Raw genomic sequence first — 22621 nt, 5'->3', positions numbered from 1 at the left:
TCGTTGAGTCGCCCCGAAATCCTCGGGGGAACCGGCCACACAGACCGGATGTTAGCTGGAACACTATGACAGTTGCTGCAACAAGTGCAACGGTTGCCAAAAATTGCCGTCGTTGCTTTTGGGGATTGGCCTGTCACAGAGGGGAAGGGACATCCCTGATGAGGGAAGATGGACTCTCAGAACGCATTGCGGGGCCGCGAGGGGGCAGCACTATGAGCATTAGCGAGGCCAGCATTGGAACCGGCGCGCTGGGGCGGGGTCCGACTATCAGGGACGTCGCCGCTCTCAGCGGTGTAGCGGCGTCCACAGTCTCGCGGGCTTTATCTCAGCCGCACCGCGTCAACCAAGCCACCAGGGAACGCATCGAAGCGGCTGCCCGCGAACTGGGATACGTGCCGTCCGCATATCCCCGCAGCACCGCCCCGGGAAGGTCCGGAGCCGTCGCCGTCCTGGTTCCGGACATCACAAACCCGTTCTTTTTTGACTTCATCCGCAGCACACAGCATCAGCTCAAGACTGCCGGCTATACCCAGCTGCTTGTCGACACCGAAGAGGATGTCGAACTGGAAGCAAACTACCTGGACGAGTTCCGGAGCTCCGCGGTCGGCTTCCTTCTTCCCGCGACCCGCCTCAGCGACGATCAGCTCATCAGCGCGGCCGCCAAATCCCCTTTGGTGACGTTGAACCGCAGCACACCGGGCGTACCGAGCGTGATCATTGATACCCCTTCAGGGGTCCAGCAGGCCATGGAGCATCTGTTTTCACTCGACCACAGGGATATTGCCTATCTCGCAGGGCCGCCGAACTCCTGGTCGGACGGCCGGCGGTGGGAGGCCCTGCAGGAGCGATCCGAGTTGTTGGGTATCACCATCCGGCGCCTTGGCCCGTATCACCCGAGTACCCGGTCCGGGGCTGCCGCCGCTGACACCCTGCTCAACAGCGGGGCGACTGCCTGCATCGCGTTCAACGACTTGGTTGCCATCGGCGTCCTCGTCCGGCTGAGGGAACGCGGCATCGACGTACCCGATGAAATGAGCGTGGTCGGGTGCGATGACATCTTCGGAGCTGATTTCTGCCAACCGCCCCTTACAACCCTCACGGCCCCGATCGAACAAGCCGGACGGGTCGCAACGGACATGCTCGTCAGCAGGCTTCGACCGGGCCGGTCCCAGATGCGCGTGAAAGTCGAACTCCCCACCCATCTGACGATCCGGGCATCCACGGGCCCACCCCTCCGCCCCGCGAGGTGAACCAGCAACGCGGAGTCACTTACGGCCCATCTGGTGCCGCTGAATGGGCCGCAAGTCCCCGCGTCGCCAGCCGTGCGTACGCTCCGCGATACCCGAGGCCCGCCTGGCGGCATGCTCCCAACGATCGTTTGACCCTGCCATGAGATAGTCAATCCCGCTCATCGCCTGCTTCCCCTGGGTTCAGCACTTTCCTGAGGAATGGCCTTGAAGCTCGCCAATCACCCCGAACACCCTACGATCATCAGCCCACGTAGCAGTTATGACAAGAAAACCCCGCACCTGTCAGGTGCGGGGTTTTCCCGTGGAGAAACTACGCGAAGTCCGAGACTGCGGGATCCGGTCCGATGCGGCCTTCGGCACCGCGGTCCAGGCCGTTGATGGCCTCGATGTCGGCCTCATCCAAAGTCACGCCAAGTGCTGCGAAGTTTTCCTGGATCCGGGACTCGGTCACGGACTTGGGGATCACGACGTTGCCGATCGCCAGGTGCCAGGCGATGACTACCTGTGCCGGGGTAGCCCCGTGCCTGGCAGCGATCTGGGCGATGGTGGCGTTCTCAAGGAGCTCGCCGCCTTGGCCCAAAGGCGACCACGCCTGGGTCAAAATGCCCCGGGCAGCAGCGAACTCGCGGAGTTCCGACTGGTTGAAGAACGGGTGCAGCTCGATCTGGTGGATGGCCGGAACAACGCCGGTTTCCTCGATCAGGCGCTGCAGGCCCTCCTTGCTGAAGTTCGAGACGCCGATCGACTTGATGCGTCCGCGCTTCTGGAGCTCGATGAGGGCCTTCCAGGTGTCCACGAACTTGTCCTGCTTGGGCTGCATCCAGTGGATCAGGTACAGGTCAAGGGTTTCCAAGCCGAGGCGGTTCATGGACTCTTCGAAAGCCGCAAGAGTGGACTCGTAGCCCTGGTCCGCGTTCCACAGCTTGGTGGTGATGAAGATTTCCTCGGGCTTGAGGCCGGAGGATGCGATGGCACGTCCCACGCCTGCCTCGTTGCCGTAGATCTTGGCGGTATCGATGTGGCGGTAGCCGGCGTCGAATGCCTGTCGCACCACCTTTTCGGCTACATCGTCCTCAACCTGCCACACCCCGTAGCCGAGCTGGGGAATGGAGTTGCCGTCGTTAAAAGTAAGGTTCGGTGACGAAGTCATGGCTTCCATCCTGCCAGCGCGCACCTGCAGTGGCTACGGATTCCGCGCCTCTAAGCTAGGCGCTTAATAGTTGCCATGTGGGAATAGACGCGCCTGCAGCTACTTTGCCGGCAGGGGTTACGAGCCGGCTTCGGCCCTCAGCAGTCGTTCGGCTTCCTCGACGTGCTCGTAAACGGCTTCGGCGCGTCGTCGCACCGACGCCGCTCCTACCGGGACGGGCCCGACGGCGAGACGCAGCATCGCGGCGGCCTCCGCCGTCGTGGCAAGTGAGTTCCCGGCCTTGGACAAGGCCCGATGGACGCCGGCGAGCGATCCCGGAATATCCAGCCCGTCGCTGGGCGAACGGAGCTGGGCCTCCACGCAGACCGCACGTACCCGGGACGACAAGTCCGCGAGTTCGTTGGCAATGACTACGAGTTCGCCGTAGAGCTGTTCGTCTTCGACACCCTCCAGCACTTGGTGATACCGATCCAGGCCTCGATGAAAACGGTCGTGGGCACGCCGCCACAATCCTTTGCCGAGTTCAGCGTCATCCTTCCGCCCCTGCCGGACGGCCCCAAAGAAGCCCAACCCAGCGCTCAGAGGTACTGGCCCGGACCGTGGTCCGGATCTTCCACGCGAGCCGGATTGCCGGGTTCCGCTTCTTTGCCGGGAAGGTGGGCACGCTGGGGCTCACCGTTCTCGCCAATAACGACGCCTGGGGCGATCATGGTTCCGGGTGGCAACTGGCGAAGCTGCAACTGGGCAACAGCGTGTTCCCGGGCCGCCTGCTGGGCGGCTATGGCTGTCTGGATTCCATGGAACAATCCCTCGAGCCAACCAACCAGCTGCGCCTGGGCGATCCGGAGTTCAGCGTCGGAGGGCGTGGCGTTTTCAGGGAACGGGAGGCTGATGCGTTCCAGTTCTTCCACAAGTTCGGGAGCGAGGCCCTCTTCCAGCTCTTTGATGGAGCGTTCGTGGATTTCGGCAAGGCGTCCGCGTGCCGCCTCGTCCAAAGGGGCGCTCTTCACTTCTTCGAGGAGCTGGCGGATCATGGTGCCGATCCGCATGACCTTGGCGGGTTCGTCGACGAGGTCCTGCAGGGTGGTGCCCTTCTTGGCGCCAGCCTTCCCGTCGGCCTTGGGACCTGCTTCCGATGTGCTTTGTGTCGCGCCAGCGTCCAAGGTTGTGCCCTCCACCGGGATGTCGTCAAAACTCTCGCCACTGGGTTGAGTGTCGTCCTGATCGCTCATGCGTTCATACTCTCATGGGCCGCAACTCAGCCCAGAGCCTTGACGAGTATTTCGCCTTCGTCCTTAGCGAAACCGCATTTTTCATAGAATCCGGTGGCATACAGGTTGGCGGGGACCCAGACCTCCTCCATCCCGTGTTCCCGCATCCACTCCTCCATGACAGCCAAAAGGGACCGGCCGATACCGCGGCGGCGCCACTCCAGATGGGTCCCCATTTCCATGAGGAGCAGTTCGGCCCAGGGGCCGGCGTTTCGGCGGCGCTGAATGCAGCAGTGGAGGAATCCCACCGTCTCGTCATCGAGCTCGGCCAGCCAAAACAGAACGGCGGGGTCGCCCAAAAAGGAGCGGGCGGCGTCGTACGTCAATGCGCCTGACGGCGCGACGGACGGATCCTCGTCGAACAAGTTATCCGTCTCCGCCAGGCGGATCAGCGCATCGGCGTCGTCGGGGCCGAGCAGCCGGATGCGGACGTCGGCATTCGTCAATGTTTCGATGTCAGCACCTCCCCTGCGGAGCAGTCTATGCGGTGGCTGTCCCGTTTCCGCGGACGGTTCCCATCATGCCGTTGCTGGCGCCATTGGCCTGCTGGACCAGCCTCGCGTCGCACAGATCCAACCAGCGGGCCTCCGCCTCGGCATGGAAGATCAGGGAGTCCAGAACGAGCAGCCTGGCGGTATCCGTGACCCTTTGGTTGGCTGCGACATCCTTGCGGTCTTGGGTGTACACCTGCAGTTGGCGCAGGGAAATCTCACGTTGGGCCTGGATGAGCGCGGGAACATCGGTGCCCGCCGTCGTGACGGCCAGCGCAAGCTTGATGGCCAGTTCGTTCCTTGGCGGAGCTCCACGATCCACCGCTGTTGTGAACCATCGGCGGATCTCCGCGGTCCCGGCGTCGGTGATGCTGAAAAGCACATGGCCGCGGCCGTCGTCGCCCTCCTTGCGGACCAAAGCGTCGCGCTCCAGACGGTTCAGGGTGGTGTACACCTGCCCGATGTTCAACGGCCAGACGGCTCCCGTGCGTTCCTCGAACGCTGCCCGCAATTGGTAGCCATAGCGAGGTTGCTCCTGAAGCAACGCCAGGATGCTGTACCGGATGGACATACGCCTCCTTCGTGCTGCCGGTTTGGTGGGCGCGGCTAGAGCAGCAGCAGGACTTTGCCCATGTGCTCGCCGGAATCGAAGTATTCGTGGGCTTCGCGGACCTGCGCCAGGGGGAACGACTTGGCCACGAACGGTTTGATCCGGCCGTCGGCCAGCATCGGCCAGACCGATTCGCGGACGGCGTTCATGATGACACCCTTTTCCGCAACCGGCCGCGGGCGCAGCGCTGTGCCGATGATCGCGGCCCGTTTGCTGAGCAACTGGCCGAGGTTGAGTTCTCCCTTGGCACCACCCTGCAAGCCGATCACCACCAGCCGGCCGTAGCCCGCGAGTGCTTCCACGTTCTGCTGCAGGTACTTGGCGCCGACGACGTCGAGAATCACGTCCGCGCCCTTGCCGCCGTTTTGTGCCTTGAGGCTTTCGGCGAAGTCTTCTTCCGCGTAGTTGATGGCGATGTCGGCGCCAAGGAAGGCTTTCGCGGTGCCGACCTTTTCAGCCGTACCGGCCGTCGTCGCGACCGTAGCGCCGTACGCTTTGGCGAGCTGGATGGCCATGGTGCCGATGCCCCCGGTGGCGCCATGGATCAGCACCGTCTCACCGGCCTGCAGCTGCGCAGTCATGATGAGGTTCGAGTAAACCGTTGCGGCTACCTCAGGCAAGGATGCGGCGGTGACCAGATCCACGCCGTCGGGCAATCGCAAAACCTGCTCCGCCGGGACAGCAACCTGCTGCGCATAGCCGCCACCCGAAAGCAGGGCCACCACCTTGTCCCCCACGGAAAACGGCTTGCTGACCTCGGGCCCGAACGCGGCAATCCTGCCCGAGACCTCAAGGCCCGGAATGTCGGATGCTCCCGGTGGGGGCGGGTAGAAGCCGCGGCGCTGCTGGACGTCCGCCCTGTTCAGGCCGGCGGCGACGACGTCGATAAGAACCTCGCCGGGGCCGGGAACCGGAGCAGGGACGTCGCGGATTTCCAGAACCTCGGGCCCGCCCGGTTCGGAGATGAAGACGGCTTTCATGGAGTGCTCCCGATCCCTCGCTCAGTGCAGTTGGCTTTTCAGACACCTTAACCGCGTTAATCGCGGAGGCAGGTTTTTGGCGCAGCCAACTCCCTATGAAACACTACTAGGCAGGGAAGGTTGTCCGAGCGGCCTAAGGAGCTGGTCTTGAAAACCAGTGTGCGGTAACCCCGCACCAAGGGTTCAAATCCCTTACCTTCCGCGTGGCGCGACACAGCGCAGCCGAGAGGCCGGTTCATGCGAATCTTCGGATTCCATGGCCGGCCTCTTGTGCATTCACCGGCTGACACCCGGCCAGCTCCCAGCAAACGTTCATCTCTCAGTAACCGGTACTGGCTAGGATCGAACCCATGATTAATATGATCCAGGCCATCATTATGGGCCTGCTGCAGGGAATCACCGAGCTCTTCCCGATTTCCAGCCTCGGCCACAGCGTCATTCTGCCCAAGCTCTTCGGTTGGGGCCTGGACCAAAAGGCGCCGGAATTCCTGAACTTCCTCATAGCCACCCACCTGGCAACGGCAATCGTGCTGTTCTTCTTCTTCCTCCGGGACTGGATCGAAATCGCCAAGGGTCTTGGCCGGTCCATCCGGGACAGGAAGATCGCTCCGTCGGACACGTATGCCAAGCTCGGCTGGTTGCTGGTGGTCGGATCCGTGCCTGCCGGAATCATCGGCTTGGTCCTGGAAAAGCCCATCCGGAACCTCTTCGGTTCCCCGCTGATCGCCGCCGTCTTCCTTGTGGTCAACGGCCTGGTCCTGTTTGGTGCCGAGCGACTGCGGACACGCGAAAGGCAGCTCACGTCCGCGCGCCATGTGAACACAACGGCAACGGCTTCCGACGCCGAGATCGCCACGTTGTCGTGGAAACGCGCCCTCGGAATCGGAACCGCGCAGGCCGCGGCCCTCATTCCCGGCATTTCCCGCTCGGGCTCGTCGATGGCCGGCGGCCTGCTGTCCGGGCTGAACAACGAGAACGCCGCGCGGTTCAGCTTCCTTCTCGCCACGCCGATCATCGGCGCTGCCGCAGTGCTCAAACTGCCCGACCTCTTCACGCCGGCCATGGCCGACGAGCGCGGCGTATTTCTGGTCGGCGCACTGTGCGCGGCCGTCGCCGCATGGTTCGCCACCAAGTTCCTGCTTCGTTTCTTTGAGACCAGGACCCTGACGCCTTTTGCCATCTACTCGGTCGTCGGCGGAGTGATCTACTTCGTCTTGATGCTCGTCATGGGCTAGGTTCGCTGCCGGCATTGTGCGAAGCCATTGAAACTGTCAGGGGCCCCGCATAGGGTTTTGTCTGTCTCCACCACCCACTCATGAAACCGTGGAAGCAACCGCGGTAACTACACAGGAGCGAACATGCCCACGCCTGACATCACCCCCGGCTCACCTTGCTGGATCGACCTGATGACCTCGGACACGGAGAAGGCAAAGTCCTTCTACAACACCCTCTTCGGCTGGACCTACGAGACCGGGGACCAGGAAAAGTACGGCGGCTACATCACGGCCTCGAAGGACGGCAAGATGGTGGCCGGGATCATGCAGAAGCAGCCGGACATGGGCCAGATGCCCGATGTCTGGTCCACTTACCTGCGCACTGACGACATCAAGGCCACCACCGAAGCGGCCGTCGCCAACGGCGGCCAGGTCTACATGGAACCCATGGAAGTGCCGGACCAGGGAACCATGGCCATGTACGCGGACTCCTCCGGAGCAGCAATCGGCGCCTGGCAGTTCGGCGAGATGAAGGGCTATCAGCTGGCTGCCGAAACAGGCGCACCCGCCTGGCACGAGCTCTTCGCCAAAGAATACGACTCGGCAGTTTCCTTCTACCAGAATGTCTTCGGCTGGGAAACCACCGTCGTGGGCGATACCCCGGAGTTCCGCTACACGACGCTCGGGGAGGGCGACAACTCCAAGGCAGGCATCATGGATGCCTCCGGTTTCCTCCCCGCCGAGGTGCCGTCCTATTGGGGCGTCTACTTCGCGGTGGATACTGTCGATGCGACGATCGAGCAGGCCACCGCCCTGGGCGCCACCGTCATCCAGGCGGCTGAGGACACTCCCTACGGCCGGATGGCCACCCTGACCGATCCGACGGGTGCGATCTTCAAGCTCATCCAGAACCAGGCTGCATAAGCCCAACCGCCAGGCGCAGCCCGCCACCCACCAGAGAGCATGCTCTCCCCACGACGCGGGGAGTGGACATATTGCGATTATGTCCACTCCCCGCCTCAAAGGGAGGGCATGCTCTCTCTTGTTTGTGCCGTCACCATATGGCAACCCGGTATTCATCCACGCCTGATGTGATGCCGAGCGTGATATCCCCGCCGGAGTAAAGCCCGGTTCACCGCCCGCCGACGCACACGGCGGGTGTCTTCCACTGCGCCCTACAGGGCCAATTGAAAGTTAGAGCTAATGCATTTTAAAAATGGGAAACTTCTCGTCGGTTTGGTGGTGTCGGCGGGATTGCTTGCAGCCCCGCTCGCCACCATTCCGGCCGTGGCAGCCGATACGCCCACCGCTACAGGCCCATCGGTGGTGATCAATGAGGCCTACCTCAGCGGAGGAAGCGCCGGCGCAGCGTTCCGGAACAAGTTTGTGGAGCTGTACAACAACTCCGACTCCGCCGTCAGCCTGGGTGGTTGGTCGCTCCAATACCGCGCGGCGGGCAACGTCAATCCGCCCACCTTCATCACTCCCCTCAGCGGCACCATCCCGGCCAAGGGATTCTTCCTCGTCAAGGGCGCCAGCAACAGCGCAAGCTCGACGGCGGCAGAATTGCCGGCTGCCGACGTCGACGGTTCCGGAACGCTCAACCCGAGCGGAAGTGCCGGAACCATCGTCCTTGCGAAGCAGGGCACTGCCGTGAACCCCCTCCCCACGGGTTCCGTCGTGAGCAACCCCGCCGTAGCCGATCTCCTCGGTTACGGCAGCACGAATACCTTCGAGACCGCGGCTGCCCTGGCACCGGCAAGCAACACCGATGTCAGGAGCCTGAACCGGACCAACGGTGCGGACACCAACAACAACGCCGCCGACTTAAGCCTCAGCGCCGCCATCACCCCGACGGCGGCCGGGGCCACTGCCCCTCCGCCCACCGACGCCGGGACCAAGACCATCGCGGAAATCCAAGGCACGGGGGCGGCCAGCCCGTTCACCGGTGCCACGGTGACCACCCGGGGCAAAGTCACGGCTGTCTACGCCACGGGCGGTTTCAACGGCTACTACGTGCAGACCCCGGGAACCGGCGGCGACACCGATCCGGCGGCCAGGACGGCGTCGGACGCTATTTTCGTCTACTCGCCGTCCACCGTGGAAAGCACCCGGACCGGCGACTACCTCGAACTCACTGGCACGGTAAGCGAGTTCTCCAACCAGACGCAGCTCACCGCGGACGCAAGCGGAGTGAAGAAGCTCAGCGAAGCCGCACCTGAAGTCAAGCCGAGCAACTTCGCGCTTCCGGCCGACGAAACCACCCGAGAGCGCTACGAAGGCATGCTCGTGGCACCCCAGGGCGCCTTCACCGTGGCGGACAACTATTCACTGAACCAGTACGGCGAAATCGGCTTGGCTGCAGGGACCTCTCCCTTGGTCCAGCCCACCGCCGTCGCAAACTACGGCTCAGCCGAATACAACGCGGTGGTTGCGGACAACGCACTTCGCGGCATCAAGCTCGACGACGGCGCGTCCACCAACTTCCTCAAGGACGCCTCCACGAAGGCACAGGCGCTTCCCTACCTGACAACGAGCGATCCCGTGCGGGTCGGATCGGCTGCGACCTTCCGTACCAACGTGATCCTCGGCTACGGGAACAACTCCTGGAAATTCCAGCCGCTCTCCCAACTGACCCCGGCCACCGCGGATTCGGTGCAGCCTGTGAGCTTCACCGGAAGCCGCCCCCAGGCCCCGGCGAACGTGGGCGGCAACCTGAAGATCGCCTCCTTCAACGTGTTGAACTTCTTCCCCACCACCGGTGACCAGCTCAGCGGCTGCACCTACTACACGGACCGGGACGGTAACCCGATCACGGTCAAGGACGGCTGCAACGCCCGCGGTGCGGCGAATGCCGAGAACCTCCAGCGCCAGCAAGCAAAGATCATCGCCGCGATCACCAAGTCCGGCGCCGACGTCGTCTCCTTGGAGGAGATCGAGAACTCGGCACAATTCGGCAAGAACCGCGACGATGCCCTCGCGAAGCTGGTGGATTCCCTCAACATCGAGACCCCGGGAATCTGGGACTACGTCCGCACGCCTGCCAACGCTCCCCCGCTGAGCGACGAGGACATGATCCGTACGGCGTTCATTTTCAAGAAGGCCAGCGCCGAACCACTGGGTGAGTCGATCATCCACAACGACACCATCGCTTTCGCCAGCGCACGCAAGCCCCTCGCCCAGGTATTCAAGCCCGTGGGGGCAAGCGATGACAAGAAGTTCATCGCGATCGTGAACCATTTCAAGTCCAAGGGCTCAGCAGTAACACCGGACGACACCGACAAGGGCCAAGGCGCTTCCAACCTCGCCCGCACCAAGCAGTCACAATCGCTCCTGGCCTTCGCCGACCTGTTGAAGTCCTCCAAGGGCACCGACAAAGTGTTCCTCATCGGCGATTTCAACGCCTATTCCAAAGAAGACCCGATCAACGTCCTGACCGGGGCAGGCTACACAGATCTGGAAACAAGCACCGGGAAGCACTCGTACTTGTTCGGCGGAATGGTCGGCTCCCTCGACCACATCCTTGCCTCCCCCGCTGCCCGTGAGGTGGTCACGGGAACCGACATCTGGAACATCAACTCGGTGGAGTCGGTCGCCTTTGAGTACAGCAGGTACAACAACAATGTCGGCAACTACTACGCCCCGGACCAATTCCGGGCCAGCGACCACGATCCCGTGGTGGTCGGCCTGAACCTGCCGACCACACCGGCCAGCGTGGACCTGCAGTTCCTGGGCATCAATGATTTCCACGGACGCATCGACAGCAACACCGTCCTGTTCGCCAGCACCATCGAACAGCTCCGGGCCGGCGCCGCGGCCGGTTCAACTGCCTTCATCTCCGCCGGAGACAACATCGGCGCGTCGCTCTTCGCCTCTGCGGTGGCCAAGGACCAGCCGACCATCGACGTGCTCAACGCGCTTGAACTCAAGGCGTCCGCAGTGGGCAACCATGAGTTCGACGGCGGATGGTCGGACTTACGGGACCGCGTCATCGCCGGGGGCAACAACGCGAAGTTCCCGATCCTGGGTGCCAACGTCTACCAGAAGGGCACCACCACCCCGGTACTGCCGGAATACACCGTCCTGGACATGAACGGCATCAAGGTGGCCGTCATCGGCACCGTGACGCAGGAAACCCCGTCCCTGGTCAGCCCGGCCGGCATCGCCGACCTTGAATTCGGTGACCCTGTGGACGCCGTCAACCGTGTTGCCGCCAAGATCAAGGCCGGAAAGCTGGCCGATGTGATCGTCGCGGAAGTCCACGACGGCGCCGGAGCCGGTACCCCGGACGGTGCGACCATCGAACAGGAAGTGGCCGCGGGCGGGCCGTTCGCCAAGCTCGTGAAGGAAACCACACCTGATGTTGCGGCCATCTTCACCGGCCACACCCACAAGGAATACGCCTGGGACGCACCGATCCTCGACGCCAACGGCCAGCCGACGGGCAAGACCCGCCCGATCGTGCAGACCGGAAACTACGGCGAAAACATCGGCCGTATCACGCTGACAGTGGACACCAAGAGCATGGCCGTGACCGCCTACACCGCGGGCAACGTCAAGCGGTCAACAACGGACATGTCCGGAACCTACCCGCGTGCCGCACAGGTCAAGGCCATCGTCGACAAGGCGCTGGCCGACGCCGCCGTCGTCGGCAATCAGCCGGTGGGCGCTGTCACCGCGGATATCACCACGGCGTTCACGCCGGACCCCGCTGGAGGGACTCCCAAGCGTGATGACCGCGCGAGCGAATCCACCCTCGGCAACCTGGTGGCGGATTCCCTCGTGGACACGCTCAAGGCTCCGGAACTGGGCGGTGCCGAGATCGGCGTCGTGAACCCCGGCGGACTGCGCAACGAGCTCTACTACGCACCCGACGGCACCATCACCTACGCGGAGGCCAACGCTGTACTGCCCTTCGTGAACAACCTCTGGACTACCTCCCTGACGGGCGCCAAGTTCAAGTCACTTCTTGAGCAGCAGTGGCAGACCAACGCCGATGGTTCCGTGCCGAGCCGTCCGTACCTGCAGCTGGGCGTGTCCAAGAACGTGAACTACACGTTCGACGCCGCCCGCCCCGCAGGCGACCGGATCACCTCCATTTGGGTGAACGGAGCGCTCATCGACCCCGCGAAGTCGTACCGCATCGGAACCTTCAGCTTCCTGGCCGCCGGGGGTGACAACTTCCGGGTCTTCAAGGAAGGCAGCAACACCAAGGACTCAGGACTGGTGGATCGCGACGCGTGGATCAAGTACTTGAGCGCGCACCATCCGGTGTCACCGGACTTCGCCCGCCGTTCGGTTGCCGTAGTGAACACCACGGCGGCGGAGGTGAAGAGGGGCGACGCCATGACCCTGACCGTCTCCAAGCTGAACCTGACCTCGCTCGGCAGCCCGCAAAACGCCTCGCTCAAGGCAGTCTTCACGGACGCAAAGGGGCTCGCGACACAACTGGGAACGGTCGGCGTAGCTTCCGGTGCTGCCTCGGTGAACCTCAAGGTACCCGCGGGAGCGGCGGCCGGAACAGGAACCCTGGTGCTGACCGCCGTCGAGTCCGGGACCGTGGTGAAGGCCGCCGTCAAGGTTGCCGCCCCACTGCCTCCGAAGTGCACCGCGCCGGTAGCGCCGAGCAAGTGGTACGACGTGATCGGCTGGATCAAGTACGCCTTCGCGTGGCTCGAGTACCAGAAGTGCCTTAAGGGCTAGCCGCAGCGCCAACCCCGGATGAGCATGCTCTCCCCCGGCCCTGACGAGTGGACATACCACGTTTATGTCCACTCGTCGGAACGGGCGGGGGGCATGCTCATTTTTGTTGGTGGGACATGCTCATTTTTGGAGCGGAAGGCCGAGCATGTCCCTGGCGATTTCGTCCGCGTCGCGGAGGGTCCGTTGGCCGCTTCGGTAGCTGGTGCCCTCGGAAGGCCGGGCCTCTGCGGCAATGGCCGTTCCCCATTGCGTGGAGGAAAGCTGCAGGCCAAGGGCGTACATCCCCGGAGTCACCGAACCATTGGCCCCCACCAAACGGTAGGGATGCGGCTGGACGTCCAAGCCGGAGGTCTGCACGGGCGTTCCTTCGGCGGTCATCATGACCTTCGGCCGCACCAACCCGTCGGCGAGCAACTGGCGGAGGAACGGAGAAACACTCATGCCCACCCGGTTCGCGGGAGACATGGCTTCGATCAGCGTCCTCGCTTCCACGGCGTCGTCGTGCACCCAAGCAGACACCGCGCGGAAGACACGGTTGGAGCGGTCGACGCTGAATCGCGGATCAGGGCCCACGAAACTCACGACGCCGGCGCGCGCCAAAGCGGCCAACTGTTCGGCGCGCAGAGCAGGAGGACCGCTCGCGAGCCCCTCAACGAAGGATTCGAACCAGCCGCGCAGCTCACCGACCCACGATTCGTCCGTGATCCCGCCGTCGGCCACAGCACTCTTCAGGATTGCCCGTCCGGTGTGCAAGGCCCCGATGGCCATCTTCACAGGATCCGACTCTCCGAGCGCGGAACGGCGGGCGTCGTCGTCCAGGTAGTCCACGACGGCGCCATCGAGTTCCTTCCTGGACGCGAAGGAATGCCCGGCCAAAGGCGCTGCGAGCCCCAGCAGGTCAAGGCGGCGCGACGCGGCAACATGCGTGGTGACCAACTCCCCGACCTGGTTCTCCCATCGCCCTGTGGCGTGTGCATGCGGCTGCAACAAATCTTCGAGGGCAGCCAGGAACTCCGTCGCGTCAGTCACGGCCACGGGTTCGGCCACGACCAGCGTTGAGTAATAGGCCCACAGGGCGTCCCGATGCAGAAGGGGCCATAGGTCGTGGTCGAAGCCAGGTTGGATACCGGCCGCGTCGAAGCGTTCCACCGCGCTCTCGGTCAGGTACCGCAAGCGAACGGACTTGGGATAATAACCGTCCAGCCCGGCCTTGGCCCGGTACGGGGTGCCTCGCCTCGAGGCCGCGATGATCTTCGGTTCGCGGCCCGAAGGCAAGTACTTGAGCTCCCCCCGGAGACCATCTTCTGCGGGCACGAATTGTCCCCCGCGGCCTTCGGTCAGCTGGCCCATGACGTCGAAGAAATTCAGGCCCATGCCCCGCACCAGGACCGTCTCCCCGTCCGGAACCAGAGCCCAGTCGACGTCGGCGGGCGCGGCCGGCGGCACGTACAGCAGCCCGAGTTCGGCCGCGACCTCCCTGAACGAACGCTGCTCCGGGTTGAGCCTGGACTCCAGGTGCCCCAGCGCGAGGACGAGGGAATCCACGGTGAGCTTGCCGCCGTCGTCGAGTTCGACGTCGAACCCTCCGCCCGCGGGATTGCCCGGCGAACCGTCACGCGCGCCGTCCGCCGGGGCGCCCGGCAGGGGATGCGCCGCCACGGCGTTGCTCCGGTGGAAGGCGATCTCCACGCCGGCCGGGATACGGTCCAGCAGTTGCTCGAGCGTAGAGCGCAAGTACCGTCCGTAAAGGGCGCGGCTGGGAAAGTCGTGGGAGGCAAGTCCGGCAAGTTCGGCCCGTTCCTCGGGGCTCAGGCCCGGGCCGCCGTCGGACCGCTGTTTCGCCCGCCACTGCTCAAACGAGCCCCCGGCCAGGGGCGGCGCGAGTCGCTCGTCTTCGGGGATCAGCGTGGGATAAAACGACTGCGTGTTCATGAGGTACAGCCGGGACTGCTGGGGCTGCCAGACGTGCCCCGGACCGGCGGGATACGGGTCCACGACGTCGATGTGAAGGGAGCGCGTTTGCGTTTCCGTCGCAGCCCAATTGGCGAGCAAACGCTCCAGCACACTGGTGCCGCGGGGACCTGCCCCGATCAGCCCGACCCGAATGTTCTGCGATTTACCCACGCCCAAGCCTAACTTCTTGTGACTTGCTTCCTCCTCAGATAGTCACTCTAGGATGAGGCATGACCACCACAGCAGCTGATCAAGCGCCCGCGCCCGACAACGCAACTGCCCAGGGAACCGCAATCGCCCCCGAACCTGTCGACGAGAATATCTGGCTCGAAGACATTCACGGCGAGGAACAGCTGGCCTGGGTGCGGGAGCAAAATGCCCGCACCGAAGACTTGCTGGATGACGCCGAATACGCCGCTTTGGAAGCCGGAATCCTGGAGGTCCTGGACTCCACGGACAGGATCGCCATGGTCAACAAGCGCGGCGAGCACTACTACAACTTCTGGAAGGACCAGCAGAACCCCAAGGGCCTCTGGCGCCGGACCACGTGGGAAAGCTACCTCAGCGACGCCCCGGAATGGGACGTGCTGCTCGACATCGACGCACTCGCGGCCGCTGAAGGCGAAGAATGGGTCTTCCACGGCGCCAACTTCCTGCGCCCGGCCGAAGGCGAACCGCACCGCCTCGCCATCATCGCCCTCTCCCCCGACGGCGGCGACGCCAACCGCCACCGCGAGTTCGACGTCGAGACCCGCACCTTCGTGGGCCCTGCAACAGGCGGCTTCGACCTTCCGACCGCGAAGGGCAACGTGAGCTGGCTCGACGGCGATACCCTGCTGGTTGCCACGACCGCCGACGGCCTGCCGAAAACCAGTTCGTCCTACTCGCGCACGGGTGTGAAGCTCCGCCGCGGCCAGTCACTGGCCCAAGCCGAGCGGATTTTCGAGATCCCCGAAGACCACATGATGGCGCTCGTCGCCCACGACTCCACCCCGGGCTTCGAACGCACTTTCGCCGTGGACTGGATCGACTTCTTCAACCGGACCACGTCGGTGCTGCGCGACGACGCGTGGCTTGCGATCGATGTCCCCACCGACGTCAACCTCAGTTCCCACCGTGAATGGCTCATGTTCCGTCCGCGGCAGGACTGGAACGTGGACGGGACCACGTACCCCGCCGGGTCCCTGCTGGCTGCCGACTTCGAGGGCTATCTGTCCGGGGAACGCGACTTCACGGTGCTTTTCACCCCGGATGAGCACACGTCCCTCCAGTCGTGGAGTTGGACGCGGAACTACCTGCTCCTGAACCTGCTGCATGACGTCTCTTCCGAAATCAGGGTGCTGGACCCGGCCAGCAAGGACCCGGCCGGAGGGTGGGCCTCGACGTTGTTGGACGCGTGCCCGCCGCTGCACGACGTGAATGCCTACGCCGTCGACGACGAGGACGAAGCGGAAGGTGACGACGCCGGCAACGACTACTGGCTCGTGGCCACCGGATTCACCACTCCCACCACGCTCATGCGTGGCACCCTTTCCCCGGGCGTTGCCAGGTACAGCCTCGACGCAGGGCACGACGGCGGTGTGTCCAGTACGCATGCAGCGGTGAAGTCCTCGCCGTCGTTCTTCAACGAGGCGGACTATGAGGTACAGCAGCACTTCGCCACGTCCGCGGACGGCACACGCGTGCCCTATTTCCAGGTCGCTTCCAAAGACCTGGACCTCGACGGCGAGAACCCCACACAGCTCTCGGGCTACGGCGGGTTCGAGGTCTCAAGAACGCCGGCCTACAGCGGAGCCATCGGGCGCGCCTGGCTGGAGCGCCGGACCGAAAGCACCACCTCCGAAGACGGCTCCGCGGTGCATTCACGCGGCGGCGTCTACGTCGTAGCCAACATCCGCGGCGGGGGCGAGTACGGTCCCGCCTGGCACAGCGCAGCCTTGCAGGCGAATCGACACCGCGCCTTCGAGGACTTCGCTGCTGTGGCGCGGCACCTCATTTCGCGGGGCGTCACCAGTCCGCGGCGGCTCGGCTGCGTGGGCGGCTCCAACGGCGGACTGCTCGTGGGCAACATGCTCACCCAGTACCCGGAACTGTTCGGAGCGATCTCCTGCGGCGTCCCGTTGCTGGACATGCGCCGTTACACCAAGCTCTCGGCCGGCTACTCATGGATTGCCGAGTACGGCGATCCAGACGTCCCGCAGCAGTGGGAGTTCATCCGTACCTTCTCGCCGTACCACCTGCTGCGCGACGGCGTGGAGTACCCGGAGACCTTCATCTGGACAGCTACGTCCGATGACCGTGTGGGCCCGGTCCAGGCCCGAAAGATGGCAGCCCGGATGCAGGCAATGGGCATCCCGAACGTGTGGTTCCACGAAGCGCTCGAAGGCGGTCACGCGGGAGCCTCGGACAACCGCCAGGCGGCCTCACTTCAAGCCCGCAGCCAGCACTTCCTGTGGCGGGCCCTTGCCGGCAAGGACGGCTCGGGGCACTAACGCACTCAACGATGGAACGCCCGACGGCGGCCCGCGCCACCTCCGACAGGCGGCAGCGCGGCGCCCGACGGCGGCCCGCACCCCCGTTTTGCACTGGATGCCCAGTTCTGCGTATCCTTGGTTGGCTAGCAATAGCAACTGGAGACGTGCCAGAGCGGCCGAATGGGCTTCACTGCTAATGAAGTGTGGGGCACAACTCCACCGGGGGTTCAAATCCCCCCGTCTCCGCGTTTTGGCCCCGGTCTTCGGACCGGGGCCTTTTTGCGTCCCGGGTCCTCTGACCGGACCGCGAGACCGAGGGACCGCGAGTGCGAGAAGCCGCTGACAAGGTCCTTGAATTTTGCGCAGCCCTAGCGCCGCTTCTGGGCCTTGCTCATAACCCTGCGACTGACTTCGGCTCCGGCGTGCCGGTGCAGGGTGAGGCTGTCCACCGTGCTCAAGAGCATCACGGCAGCCATCGCGAGGAAGGCGCCACGGTACGCGGAGGATGGGCCGCCGCCGAAAAGCGACACATGGTCGAAGAGACGCAGGAAGAGCGCACCCACTGCGATACCGGCACCCGCGGCCAGTTGAACCAATGTTGCCGACACCGCGTTGGCAGAGGGAAGCTCCCCTGGAACAATGTCCGCATACTGCACGGAGGCGTACGCCGAGAATCCGATCGAACGGAATGCCCCGCTGGCCAGGAGCAAAGCGATAATCAGCGGCTCCGGAGTCCCCGCATTGAGCGCTGCACAAGCGGCAAGGGTGACGGCCGAGGCAAATGAGGCGAAGACCAACACGGGTTTGAATCCGAACCGCCGAATGATGGGCGTCGTTGCGGGCTTGATGCCGATGTTGCCGACAAATACCGCGGCCACCATGGCTCCGGACCTCAGCGGATCCCAGCCAAAGCCGTCCTGGAACAACAATGGCAGCAGGAAAGGCACCGAGCTGATGGTCAGGCGATAGATGAACCCTCCGGTGGAGGTGGCCCGGAACGTGCGCGTGGCGAAAACCCGGAGATCGAAGAGCGGAGCCTTGGCCTTGAGCATCCACCAGGCCGCTCCGGCCAATGCCAATGCACCGGCCAACAGCACGACTGCCGGCACCACACCGCCACCATGACCGCCAATCCCTTCAAGACCCACAACAAGCGATCCGACGCCGAAGGTGGTGAGCGTGAGCCCGCGCCAATCGAGCCGTCGGCCAGCATCGCCTCCCGTACGCGGAACCAGCCTCAGGGCTGCGATGAAGGCTGCGAGGCCCAGCGGCACGTTGATCAGGAAGATCCAGTGCCAGGACAGATAGGTAGTGAAAGCTCCGCCCACAAGGGGCGCTAAAACGGGCGCCAGCAACCCAGGCCAGACAAGGAATGCCGTGGCTCGGAGGAGCTCCGACTTGGGCGTGCCCCGCAACACTACGAGAGTCCCTACCGGAACCATCATGGCCCCGCCAGCACCCTGTGCCACGCGGCTCAAGGTCAGCAGGGTGAGGTTCTGGCTCGCAGCGCACAGCAGCGAAGCCAAGGTGAACACGGCGATCGCCAGGCAGAAAATCCGACGCGCACCAAAGCGTTCCGCGAGCCAACTGCTGAGCGGAATCCCCATCGCCACGGTTACCAAGTAGGCAGTCATGGTGATGTTGACGTCGGCCGAGACCACTTTGAAGTCGGCCGCGATGCTCGGCATGGCAGTAGTCAGGACTGTTCCGTCCAGGAACTCCATGAAAAAGGTGGCGGCCACGAGCAAAGCGAGCCGCGGCTGCCACTTGGATTCGGACTGGACGTCCGGGACGGAGCCGGTCACGCTGCTTGACCGAGGACGAGAGGCAGCACTGATCCGGCTCCCGCCTGCCTGAGGGCCCGGCCGGCAACGGTCATCGTCCATCGGCTGTCCGCCAGGTCATCGACCAAGAGGATGCCTTGACCGCCGAGCGAGGCAAGGCTCTCTCCAAGTTCGGGACCCACCACAAGGCGCTCCCAGACGCCGGCCAGCCGATAGGCGCTGTTGCCGCCCCGCCCGCCCGTTGGTCCCTCGTGTTGGAGTTGGAGGGAACCCAAATACGGCATCTGGCCGATTCCGGCTATGCCGCGGGCCAGGGATTCGACCAGCACCGGTTTGTTCCTGGACGGAACGCTCACGACGGCAGCCGGGCGCCCTTGACCGCTCCACCCGGTGGATCGGCCGTCTCCGGCAGACCATTCGCGCAAGACCTGTACGCAGGCCTGCAACATGGCAGGTTCAACCTCGCGGTCAGCCGCCCCGGCGGCAAAGAGTTCACGGAGGGCACCACCCCAGCCGAGGTCGGTCAGGCGTGCCAGGATGCGCCCTTCGGACAGCAACTCCTCCGGCTTGATCTTGCCTTTCACGCTCACGCCCAGCCGATCCATGCCGCTGGGCCATTGAAGCCTGGGTTCGAGAGCAAGACCCGCTCGCCGCAGGGTTTGACCGGCGGCGTCGGCGGCTGCTGCTGCCACGTCCGCCGGAAACCACTTGCCGGCACAATTGTCGCAGCGGCCGCATTCACGCGCGGACTCGTCGTCCAGGACCGCGGTGATGTATTCCATGCGGCACCCGGCGGTGTCCTGGTAGATCACCATGGAATCCTGCTCGTCCACCCGTGCCTCGGCGATACGGGCGTAGCGCTCGGCGTCGTAAATCCAGGGACGTCCCGTGGATTTCCAGCCACCGCCTACGCGCTCCACCGCTCCATCCACGGCCAGGACCTTCAGCAGGAGTTCCAAGGGAGTCCGGCGCAGGTCCACCCGCGCTTCGAGTGCCACGGTGGACAAGGCAGAGCCGGATCCGGCCAAGACGTTGAGCACGGCGGCGGCCTTTTCCTCCGACGGCATTGACGCAGTCGCAAAGTATTGCCAGATCTCGCGGTCCTCGGATCCGGGCAGAAGAAGCACGTCGGCATTTGCTGCGCCACGGCCGGCACGGCCGACTTGCTGGTAGTAGGCCACCGGGGATGACGGCGCGCCAAGGTGGATGACGAACCCGAGATCCGGCTTGTCGAAGCCCATGCCGAGCGCCGACGTGGCAACCAGCGCCTTCACCTCGTTGTCCTTAAGGAGTTGCTCGGCCCGCTCGCGATCCGCGGGGTCCGTCCGTCCGGTGTAGGACAAGACGTTGTGGCCTGCCTCGGAGAGGAGCCTGGCGGTGTCTTCAGCGGCCGAAACGGTCAGCGTATAGATGATTCCGCTGCCTGGCATGTCTGCAAGGTGGGTCAGCAACCACCCAAGGCGATCCCGCGAATCGGCGAGCTTCAAGACCCCCAGCCGCAAGGACTCACGGCCGAGCTCCCCGCGGATGGTCAATACTCCGGCACCGAGCTGCTCTTCGATGTCGTGGACCACCCGGGAGTTGGCCGTGGCTGTGGTGGCGAGCACTGGAGCACTGTCCGGCAGTTGCTCGATGAGGTCGGAGATGCGCCGGTAGTCGGGGCGGAAATCGTGTCCCCAGTCCGAAATACAGTGTGCCTCGTCAATCACCAGGAGACCGGTGCGCCGAATGAGCTCGGGAAGCTGGTTCTCCCGAAACGAAGGATTGGTAAGCCGCTCCGGCGAAACCAGGAGTACATCAACCTCGTCCGCGGCCAGCTGCTCCCGGACGTTGTCCCACTCAAGCTGGTTTGCGGAGTTGATCGCAACGGCCCTCACGCCAGCACGTGCGGCTGCCGCCACTTGGTCCCGCATGAGTGCGAGCAGCGGCGAAACGATGAGGGTGGGACCTGCGCCCCGGCGCCTCAACAACAACGACGAGACGAAGTACACAGCCGACTTGCCCCAGCCCGTCCGCTGCACCACCAAGGCGCGCCTTCCGGCGTCGACGAGGGCCTCAATCGCCTCGTACTGGCCGTCGTGGAATCGGGCGTCCGCGTTTCCGACCAGCTCTTTCAGTACTTCAAGGGCCTGCAGCCGGGTGGTGGACTGTTCTGCTGCGAGTAGGGCAGCATCCGGGTTGTTGGGCATGGCTTCAGTATTCCAGCCCCCACAGACAGCCAGAACCCGTGACTTCATCTATGTGGACAAACGTTTTCAACATAGATGAAGTCCCGGCGTAGCGACGACCTCGCTCCACAGTAAGATTGAGCGCGTGACTAGCGAGCAGAACAAGACATTTGACCTCTCGGCTTCCTTCAAGGCCTATGACGTCCGGGGAATCGTCGGCGAATCCATCACATCCCACATCGTGGAATCCGTCGGCGCGGCCTTCGTCGACACCCTCGGCCTCGCTGGCGAGACTGTGTTGGTTGGCGGCGATATGCGCCCGTCATCCCCTGAATTCATCAAGGCATTCGCCGACGGCGCCGCCCGTCGCGGCGCCAATGTCCAGCTCCTGGACCTCATCTCCACCGACGAGCTCTACTACGCGTGCGGCGCCCTCAATGCAGCCGGCGCCACGTTCACCGCAAGCCACAACCCCGCCGAGTACAACGGCATCAAGATGTCCAAGGCCGGCGCCCAGCCGATCTCGTCCGAAACAGGCCTCAAGGAAATCCAGGCACTGGCTGAGGAGTACCTCAACACGGGAAGCATTCCGGCCGCAGAGGTGCAGGGCAAGATCAGCACCCGCGATGTCCTGAAGGACTACTCGGAGTACTTGCGCAGCCTGGTTGACCTGAACGGCTCGCGTCCGCTGAAGATCGTCGTCGACGCCGGAAACGGCATGGCCGGGCTGACCACCCCCGCAGTGCTTGGCGATCAGCTGCTTCCCGCCCTGCCGTTCGAGATCGTCCCCCTGTACTTTGAGTTGGATGGCTCCTTCCCGAATCATCCGGCCAATCCCCTTGAGCCCGAAAACCTGCGCGATCTGCAGGCCGCAGTCATCGAGCACGGCGCGGATATCGGCCTGGCGTTCGACGGTGACGCCGACCGCTGCTTCGTGATCGACGAGAAGGGCGAACCGGTATCTCCGTCTGCCATCACCGGGATGGTTGCGCGCCGGGAAATCGCCCGCGCACAGGCCGCCGGTGAAGAGACCCCCGTGATCATCCACAACCTGCTGACCTCGCGGGCAGTCCCGGAACTCGTGGCGATGGATGGTGGCAGGGCTGTGCGCACGCGCGTGGGGCACTCGTTCATCAAGGCCGTCATGGCAGAAGAAGGAGCCGTCTTCGGCGGCGAACACTCGGCACACTTCTATTTCCGCGATTTCTGGAACGCCGACACCGGCATGCTCGCAGCCATGCACGTCTTGGCGGCATTGGGCGAGCAGGACGGTCCGCTGTCCGAGCTTGGCCGCCAGTACGAGCCTTACGTCTCTTCCGGTGAAATCAATTCCGAAATCGAAGACAAGGCAGGGGCCATTGAGCGGGTCCGCGTCGATTTCGACGGCGAAGACGTCGACGTGGACACCATGGATGGCAGCACCTTCACCGCGAAAGACGGCAGCTGGTGGTTCAATCTTCGTCCGTCCAACACGGAGCCCTTCTTGCGCCTGAACGCCGAGGCGAAGGACGTTGCCACCATGGAAAAGGTCCGGGACCGCGTCCTCGCGCTGGTCCGGTCCTAGCAGGCAGCC

At 64.1% G+C, this 22621-nt stretch carries 15 protein-coding genes and 2 tRNA genes; 8 read left to right on the top strand and 9 right to left on the bottom strand.

Features of this window, described 5'->3' with window-relative positions; genetic code table 11:
• Window positions 1-212: 212 nt before the first annotated feature.
• Window positions 213-1250 carry a LacI family DNA-binding transcriptional regulator gene (locus OIT41_RS02975; protein WP_264637411.1) on the top strand — a complete coding sequence of 346 codons (1038 nt, stop codon included), beginning with the start codon at window positions 213-215 and terminating at the stop codon, window positions 1248-1250.
• Between the two features lie 310 nt (window positions 1251-1560).
• Here the strand turns inward: OIT41_RS02975 and OIT41_RS02970 are convergent, their stop codons facing one another.
• The 6 genes from OIT41_RS02970 to OIT41_RS02945 all read right to left on the bottom strand — a co-directional run bounded on the left by OIT41_RS02970 (window position 1561) and on the right by OIT41_RS02945 (window position 5752).
• On the bottom strand, window positions 1561-2400 hold the full coding sequence (locus OIT41_RS02970) for an aldo/keto reductase (RefSeq protein ID WP_241710653.1): 840 nt from the start codon (window positions 2398-2400) through the stop codon (window positions 1561-1563).
• Window positions 2401-2517: 117 nt separating this feature from the next.
• On the bottom strand, window positions 2518-2970 hold the full coding sequence (locus OIT41_RS02965) for a hypothetical protein (RefSeq protein WP_264637410.1): 453 nt from the start codon (window positions 2968-2970) through the stop codon (window positions 2518-2520).
• An 8-nt stretch (window positions 2971-2978) separates the two neighbouring features.
• Entirely contained in the window at window positions 2979-3632 is a 654-nt protein-coding gene (locus OIT41_RS02960; RefSeq protein ID WP_264637409.1) for a bacterial proteasome activator family protein, read from the bottom strand.
• A gap of 26 nt (window positions 3633-3658) precedes the next feature.
• A complete protein-coding gene (locus OIT41_RS02955) occupies window positions 3659-4117 on the bottom strand; it encodes a GNAT family N-acetyltransferase (RefSeq protein ID WP_264637408.1) in 459 nt (152 codons plus the stop codon).
• Between the two features lie 34 nt (window positions 4118-4151).
• Window positions 4152-4733 carry a PadR family transcriptional regulator gene (locus OIT41_RS02950; protein ID WP_264637407.1) on the bottom strand — a complete coding sequence of 194 codons (582 nt, stop codon included), beginning with the start codon at window positions 4731-4733 and terminating at the stop codon, window positions 4152-4154.
• Between the two features lie 35 nt (window positions 4734-4768).
• Complete coding sequence (locus OIT41_RS02945; RefSeq protein WP_264637406.1) at window positions 4769-5752, bottom strand: NAD(P)H-quinone oxidoreductase; 984 nt, start codon at window positions 5750-5752, stop codon at window positions 4769-4771.
• A 114-nt stretch (window positions 5753-5866) separates the two neighbouring features.
• Here OIT41_RS02945 and OIT41_RS02940 point away from each other — a divergent pair.
• The 4 genes from OIT41_RS02940 (at window position 5867) to OIT41_RS02925 (ending at window position 12669) form a co-directional block, all read left to right on the top strand.
• Window positions 5867-5954 (top strand) — tRNA-Ser (locus OIT41_RS02940).
• A gap of 148 nt (window positions 5955-6102) precedes the next feature.
• Window positions 6103-6987 carry an undecaprenyl-diphosphate phosphatase gene (locus OIT41_RS02935; protein ID WP_241710647.1) on the top strand — a complete coding sequence of 295 codons (885 nt, stop codon included), beginning with the start codon at window positions 6103-6105 and terminating at the stop codon, window positions 6985-6987.
• A 123-nt stretch (window positions 6988-7110) separates the two neighbouring features.
• Window positions 7111-7890 (top strand): VOC family protein, encoded by a 780-nt coding sequence (locus OIT41_RS02930; protein WP_078106563.1) that lies wholly within the window; start codon window positions 7111-7113, stop codon window positions 7888-7890.
• Between the two features lie 279 nt (window positions 7891-8169).
• Window positions 8170-12669, top strand: coding sequence for an ExeM/NucH family extracellular endonuclease (locus OIT41_RS02925; RefSeq protein WP_264637404.1), 4500 nt, complete (start codon window positions 8170-8172; stop codon window positions 12667-12669).
• A 120-nt stretch (window positions 12670-12789) separates the two neighbouring features.
• On the opposite strand, the gene OIT41_RS02920 is transcribed toward OIT41_RS02925, so the two are convergent.
• Window positions 12790-14793, bottom strand: a complete 2004-nt coding sequence (locus OIT41_RS02920; RefSeq protein WP_264637403.1) for an FAD/NAD(P)-binding protein — start codon at window positions 14791-14793, stop codon at window positions 12790-12792.
• Window positions 14794-14852: 59 nt separating this feature from the next.
• Between OIT41_RS02920 and OIT41_RS02915 the strand changes: the two genes are divergently transcribed.
• Both OIT41_RS02915 and OIT41_RS02910 read left to right on the top strand, forming a co-directional pair.
• Window positions 14853-17114 carry a prolyl oligopeptidase family serine peptidase gene (locus tag OIT41_RS02915; RefSeq protein ID WP_264637402.1) on the top strand — a complete coding sequence of 754 codons (2262 nt, stop codon included), beginning with the start codon at window positions 14853-14855 and terminating at the stop codon, window positions 17112-17114.
• 140 nt (window positions 17115-17254) lie between these two features.
• Window positions 17255-17342, top strand: a tRNA-Ser gene (locus OIT41_RS02910).
• Between the two features lie 122 nt (window positions 17343-17464).
• On the opposite strand, the gene OIT41_RS02905 is transcribed toward OIT41_RS02910, so the two are convergent.
• Both OIT41_RS02905 and OIT41_RS02900 read right to left on the bottom strand, forming a co-directional pair.
• Entirely contained in the window at window positions 17465-18982 is a 1518-nt protein-coding gene (locus OIT41_RS02905) for an MFS transporter (RefSeq protein WP_413542305.1), read from the bottom strand.
• Window positions 18898-21069, bottom strand: a complete 2172-nt coding sequence (locus OIT41_RS02900) for a RecQ family ATP-dependent DNA helicase (protein WP_264637400.1) — start codon at window positions 21067-21069, stop codon at window positions 18898-18900. Before OIT41_RS02900 ends, OIT41_RS02905 begins: the two co-directional genes overlap by 85 nt.
• Window positions 21070-21193: 124 nt before the next feature.
• Here OIT41_RS02900 and OIT41_RS02895 point away from each other — a divergent pair, with 124 nt between their 5' ends.
• A complete protein-coding gene (locus OIT41_RS02895) occupies window positions 21194-22612 on the top strand; it encodes a phosphomannomutase/phosphoglucomutase (RefSeq protein WP_078106569.1) in 1419 nt (472 codons plus the stop codon).
• The last annotated feature ends 9 nt before the right edge of the window (window positions 22613-22621 follow it).

Source organism: Arthrobacter sp. YA7-1, assembly GCF_025960325.1.
In the GTDB taxonomy this organism is placed as follows: Bacteria; Actinomycetota; Actinomycetes; order Actinomycetales; family Micrococcaceae; genus Arthrobacter; species Arthrobacter bambusae_A.
Note: the sequence above shows the minus strand (reverse complement) of the source record. Positions and strands in the feature narration are given on the sequence as shown.

Bases quoted from the DNA above. Each gene is read 5' to 3' on its own strand.
- OIT41_RS02975 (WP_264637411.1), top strand. From the start codon at position 213: ATGAGCATTAGCGAGGCCAGCATTGGAACCGGCGCGCTGGGGCGGGGT.
- OIT41_RS02970 (WP_241710653.1), bottom strand. From the start codon at position 2,400: ATGACTTCGTCACCGAACCTTACTTTTAACGACGGCAACTCCATTCCC.
- OIT41_RS02960 (WP_264637409.1), bottom strand. From the start codon at position 3,632: ATGAGCGATCAGGACGACACTCAACCCAGTGGCGAGAGTTTTGACGAC.
- OIT41_RS02950 (WP_264637407.1), bottom strand. From the start codon at position 4,733: ATGTCCATCCGGTACAGCATCCTGGCGTTGCTTCAGGAGCAACCTCGC.
- OIT41_RS02945 (WP_264637406.1), bottom strand. From the start codon at position 5,752: ATGAAAGCCGTCTTCATCTCCGAACCGGGCGGGCCCGAGGTTCTGGAA.
- OIT41_RS02935 (WP_241710647.1), top strand. From the start codon at position 6,103: ATGATTAATATGATCCAGGCCATCATTATGGGCCTGCTGCAGGGAATC.
- OIT41_RS02930 (WP_078106563.1), top strand. From the start codon at position 7,111: ATGCCCACGCCTGACATCACCCCCGGCTCACCTTGCTGGATCGACCTG.
- OIT41_RS02925 (WP_264637404.1), top strand. From the start codon at position 8,170: ATGCATTTTAAAAATGGGAAACTTCTCGTCGGTTTGGTGGTGTCGGCG.
- OIT41_RS02915 (WP_264637402.1), top strand. From the start codon at position 14,853: ATGACCACCACAGCAGCTGATCAAGCGCCCGCGCCCGACAACGCAACT.
- OIT41_RS02905 (WP_413542305.1), bottom strand. From the start codon at position 18,982: ATGGACGATGACCGTTGCCGGCCGGGCCCTCAGGCAGGCGGGAGCCGG.
- OIT41_RS02900 (WP_264637400.1), bottom strand. From the start codon at position 21,069: ATGCCCAACAACCCGGATGCTGCCCTACTCGCAGCAGAACAGTCCACC.